This is a genomic window from Nitrospira sp. BLG_2 (assembly GCF_049222245.1).
This window is the reverse complement of record NZ_JBLYIG010000429.1, coordinates 1-4167: the sequence shown is the minus strand read 5'-3', so window position 1 is coordinate 4167 and position 4167 is coordinate 1. Positions and strand designations below refer to the sequence as shown.

5 protein-coding genes are annotated in these 4167 nt (G+C 58.5%); all 5 read right to left on the bottom strand.

What is annotated here, in order from left to right:
* On the bottom strand, window positions 1-224 hold a 224-nt coding region (locus tag ACOSYY_RS11810), incomplete at its 3' end, for an amino acid kinase family protein (protein WP_526023316.1).
* A 3-nt stretch (window positions 225-227) separates the two neighbouring features.
* Entirely contained in the window at window positions 228-1436 is a 1209-nt protein-coding gene (gene apgM, locus ACOSYY_RS11805) for a 2,3-bisphosphoglycerate-independent phosphoglycerate mutase (RefSeq protein WP_421662588.1), read from the bottom strand.
* A gap of 16 nt (window positions 1437-1452) precedes the next feature.
* Entirely contained in the window at window positions 1453-2511 is a 1059-nt protein-coding gene (gene thrC / locus ACOSYY_RS11800; RefSeq protein ID WP_421662587.1) for a threonine synthase, read from the bottom strand.
* 3 nt (window positions 2512-2514) lie between these two features.
* Window positions 2515-3828: a homoserine dehydrogenase gene (locus ACOSYY_RS11795; RefSeq protein WP_421662586.1), complete on the bottom strand. Its 1314-nt coding sequence runs from the start codon at window positions 3826-3828 to the stop codon at window positions 2515-2517.
* Window positions 3825-4167, bottom strand: a 343-nt coding sequence (locus ACOSYY_RS11790) for an aminotransferase class I/II-fold pyridoxal phosphate-dependent enzyme (protein ID WP_421662585.1), incomplete at its 5' end; no start/stop codon positions are given. The genes ACOSYY_RS11790 and ACOSYY_RS11795, both read right to left, overlap by 4 nt.

Below are 4167 nucleotides of genomic sequence, written 5' to 3'. Positions count from 1 at the left end.
CGCTCTCCCGTGGAGAGCAGCATATCCAATTCGCGTTCGTCCGGAACAGTGGTCACTGCATGCGCGAGCTTGACCAGGCGATCCGTCTCCCCGCTCATTGCCGAGAGCACGACGACGACCTGATTGCCCTCCCGCTGCGTGTGAGCCACCCGATCGGCCACACTGTGGATCCGCTCAATCGTTCCAACGGAAGTGCCTCCGTATTTTTGAACGATCAGCGCCATGGCTCAGTTTTTGGAGAAGAATTTGTTGACGAATTTGGTTGCATCACGGGCAGGCATGTTCGAGGCAAGCGCATCGGCCTCGGTGAAGCGGCGACCGACTGTCTCCAATCCTGTGATCCCTCCTTCACCAAACGTATAGAACGCCGGGCTCCGTGGATCTTCTTCCTGATCGCAAATGATGAGGAAACGATAGGGACCGTGTTTGGCCAAGCCGTCGACTAACGGTCCGACCAGATTGCGATCAAACTCTTCGATACCTTGGACTTTGGCCTTGATATCAGTCCCGTGTATCACCTCATCCGTCAATTCGGCATGGACATACACAAAATCCTTCTTGGCCAATTCCTCCAGGGCCACCGTCGCCTTGGTGCGAAGATCGCCGCCGACCAGCCGATCGGGGTCCACCGCTTCGAGCCCCGCGTTCATCCCTACGCCACGATAGACGTCACTGGTCGCCACGACCGTTCCGACGATGTCATATTTTTCCGCCACGCTCGGCCACATGACCGCCCGCCCTTCCCCCCACAGCCAGACACAGTTTGCCGGCTTCTTCCCCGCCGCGATCCGCTCTTCGTTCACAGGATGGTCACGGAGGATCAGGTGCGCGGCATCCATCAACTTCCGGAGAATATCCGCGCCGTCTCCCGTGGGTAAGGCATCGGCGATGGATTGCCCGAGTATCGTCTGAGGGTCATTGCAGACGGCTCGCGCCTTTCCATCCACCCACACCATCAAATGACGATGCCCCGCTCCAGGATAAAACTGGATGGTTTCCGAGCCGAGCGCTTCATTGATCGCTTCGATCAATTCACGAGCGTCTTCGGTTTCGATCAATCCGGCCGTCGCGTCGTCCATGATCACGTGCGGCCCTAACTCCTTAATATCGCCGCCCTTGCCGCCCTCCGGTCGCAAAGTCACCATCGTGCAGCGATACACCACATCATGTTCCGTCACCGATACGCCCAAACTCGCCGCTTCCAGCGGCCCGGGGCCCTGGTAAAACTTCCGCGGGTCAAATCCAAGAATCGCTGCGCCGATCAATCCGCTCCCGTGGCGAACTCCATCCACGGGAGTCACGAGTTGGCCGAGCTCTCCGATTTGCGCCAGGCGATCGAGATGAGGGGTCGATGAGGCGTGTAGCGGTGTCCGTCCCTCCAGTTCCGGTCTCGGATGGTCCGCCATCCCCCCGGCATGTACGATCACATATTTCATGAGATCCACGCGTCTTTCACATGTTTAATAAATGGGCAACGTCCTCTCGAGTCGCCTTGACGGTTTGCGGTTGCTTCGACACACCGATTGCGGTATCGGCATCTTTCAAACCATGCCCTGTCAGGGTGCATACCACCGTCTCTCCTTCCCGTAGCGCCTTGGCTCGATGCAGCTTGGCCACGCCGGCGACTGAAGCGGCCGAAGCCGGTTCGCAAAAAACCCCTTCCATGGCCGCTACCGCCTGGTAGGCCTGGAGAATCTCATCATCCGTCACCATGTCGATCGACCCTGCGGATTCCTCCACGGCTTTCAAGGCCGTGGACCAACTGGCGGGATTGCCGATTCGAATGGCGGTCGCGATAGTCTGCGGTTGTTCGACGACCCTGCCCAACACAATCGGCGCGGCGCCCGCGGCTTGAAATCCCATCATGCGAGGCACTCTCATGGTTTGGTTCGCCGCGCGATATTCTTTGTATCCCTTCCAATAGGCCGTGATATTCCCGGCGTTCCCGACCGGCAATACATGAAGAGCCGGAGCGTCGCCGAGTTGATCGCACACTTCAAAGGCGGCGGTCTTCTGTCCCTCGATCCTGAACGGGTTCACGGAGTTCACCAACTCGATATGCAGGCTGGCTGAAAACTCTTTCACGAGCGCCAGGGCCTGATCAAAGTTCCCTTCGATCTGGATCACCGTCGCTTGATGCATCATCGCCTGGGAGAGTTTACCCATCGCGATCTTACCGGCAGGGATCAACACGTAGACCGCCAGGCCGGCGCGCGCTCCGTACGCAGCCGCCGAGGCGGACGTGTTGCCGGTCGACGCGCACATCACGGCTCGCGCGCCGCTCTCCACGGCCTTCGAGATGGCCAATGTCATGCCTCGGTCTTTGAACGAACCGGTCGGATTGACGCCCTCGAATTTCAAGTAGAGCTCAACTCCCGGCGCGATCGCTCTCGCCAGTCTTGTGGCGCGCACCAGGGGTGTGTTTCCTTCTCCCAGGCTGATGACGGGGGTCTTCTCAGTGACCGGGAGGAATTTGCGGTATTCCTCAATGACTCCGCGCCAACGATTCATCGGTCACTCATCCTTGCCTTCCACGCGAATGAGCCTCGTCGGTTCGGAGACGAAGGCCGTCCGATTGATTTCGCGGAGCGCGGTTTGGACGTCGCGCTCTCTCGCCGTATGGGTCTTAATGACAACCGGCACCGTCTGTCCTTCGCGGCGTCCTTGTTGCACCATAGAGGAAATACTGATCCCGCAGCGGCCCAATTCACCGGCGATCTGGGCCAACACACCGGGACGATCCACGACTGTAAATCGCAAGTAATAGAGCGAGCTGATCTCTTCCATCTGCTTCAACCGAATCGGCCGTCGCTGATCCTGCTGAAATGACGCCACCGGCACTCGGCCGATGGCGCCTTTGAGCAGATCCCGCCCGATCGCAATCACGTCGCCGACCACGGCGCTCCCGGTCGGCATGGATCCGGCTCCTCGCCCATACAGCACGACATCGCCGACGGCATCTCCGACCAGTTGAATGGCATTGTACACATCTTCGACTTGGGCGATAGGCGAAGCGGAGGGAAGCATGGTGGGATGGACTCGAGCCTCGATTTCTCCATCCACGAGTTTCGCGATCCCCAGTAACTTAATCGTACAGCCGAACTGTTTGGCATAGGCGATATCGGTCGGGGTGATATTGGTAATCCCTTCCGTATAGATCTCTTTGACGTTGACGGGCGTCCCATACGCGAGACTGACAAGAATCGCGAGTTTGTGCGCCGAATCGATCCCGGCCACATCGAACGTCGGATCGGATTCGGCATAACCGGCTTGTTGGGCATCCTTCAGCACCTCGTCAAAACCGTGTCCCTCACGGGTCATTCTTGACAAGATATAGTTGGACGTCCCATTGATGATGCCGTAGATGGATTCGATGGTATTGCCGGCAAGCCCCTCCGTCAATGCCCGAATGACAGGAATCCCGCCTCCGACACTGGCCTCAAATCCCACATTCACGCCGTTGCGGGTGGCGGCTTCAAAGATTTCCTCTCCGTGAAGGGCGAGAAGAGCTTTGTTCGCCGTCACGACATGCTTTCCGGAAGCGATCGCATCCAGGATGACTCGCTTCGCGGTATCGTAACCGCCGATGAGTTCGATCACGATGTCGATGTCGGGATCGGTCAGCACTCGTTTGATATCGGTGGTCAACAGACCGGGTCTCAGCAGCACTCCCCGATCCCGCTCAATGTCCAGATCCGCCACGCGAACCAGCTCGATCGGCGCTCCGGTGCGGCGACTCATGACAGCAGCATTATTGAGGAGGATCTTGGCGACACCGGTGCCGACCGTGCCGAACCCCACGATCCCAACTCCGATGCGCGACTTCATTCTTCTCCCCCATCGAGATTGAGGGCTTTGCGGATTCCTCTGACGGCTTGTCTGGTGCGATGTTCGTTCTCCACCAGCCCAAATCGAACGTACTCATCGCCGCCTTCGCCGAATCCAATGCCGGGAGAGACCGCGACTTTCGCCTTTTTGAGCAACAGTTTCGAAAACTCCAACGAGCCCATATGGCGATAGGGGATGGGGATGCGTGCCCACACAAACATCGTGGCCAGCGGCTTCGCGACCTGCCAGCCGATTCGATTCAGCCCGCCCACCAGCGTATCTCTCCGTTTCTGATAGCGCAGAACCGTCTCCTTGACACAATCCTGAGGGCCGTTCAAT